The sequence below is a fragment of the Streptomyces colonosanans genome (genome assembly GCF_001866645.1).
Taxonomy (GTDB): Bacteria; Actinomycetota; Actinomycetes; order Streptomycetales; family Streptomycetaceae; genus Streptomyces; species Streptomyces colonosanans.
On the sequence record NZ_MLYP01000160.1, the window covers coordinates 1 to 411 of the forward strand.

The 411-nt window shown below is 65.7% G+C and carries 1 protein-coding gene; it reads right to left on the reverse strand.

What is annotated here, in order from left to right; translation table 11 throughout:
* The coding region (locus BIV24_RS30995; RefSeq protein ID WP_245767026.1) for a transposase at positions 1-310 on the reverse strand (310 nt) is incomplete at its 3' end.
* Positions 311-411: the final 101 nt, after the last annotated feature.

Here is a 411-nt window from a genome sequence, read left to right on the forward strand (position 1 = left end):
GCCGGCGCTGCCGCTTCTTGACGATCTGCGGCTCGAAGCTGCCCGTCCGGTCCCGGGGGACCTCGATCTCGACCGGCCCGACCTCGGTCACCACGGTCTTCGAACGAGTGCCGTTGCGGGTGTTGCCGTCGGCGGCCCTCTCATGCTTCTCGTGGCCGAGATGATCGGTGATCTCACCCTCGAGAGCGGACTCCAAGAGCCTCTTCGTCAGCTGCTGCAGCAGCCCGCCCTCACCGGTCAACTTGATCCCGCCAGCCTTCGCGCGGTCCACCAGCTGCCCGATCAACTGGTCGTCCAGGGCCTCCGGCATCCCGGCGGGCTGCACTTCCTCGACGGCCTCAGCCGAGACGATCACATCTGTCATCAGGTGTCACTTCCTGTTCGAAGATCCACCGTTGACCGTACAGACCC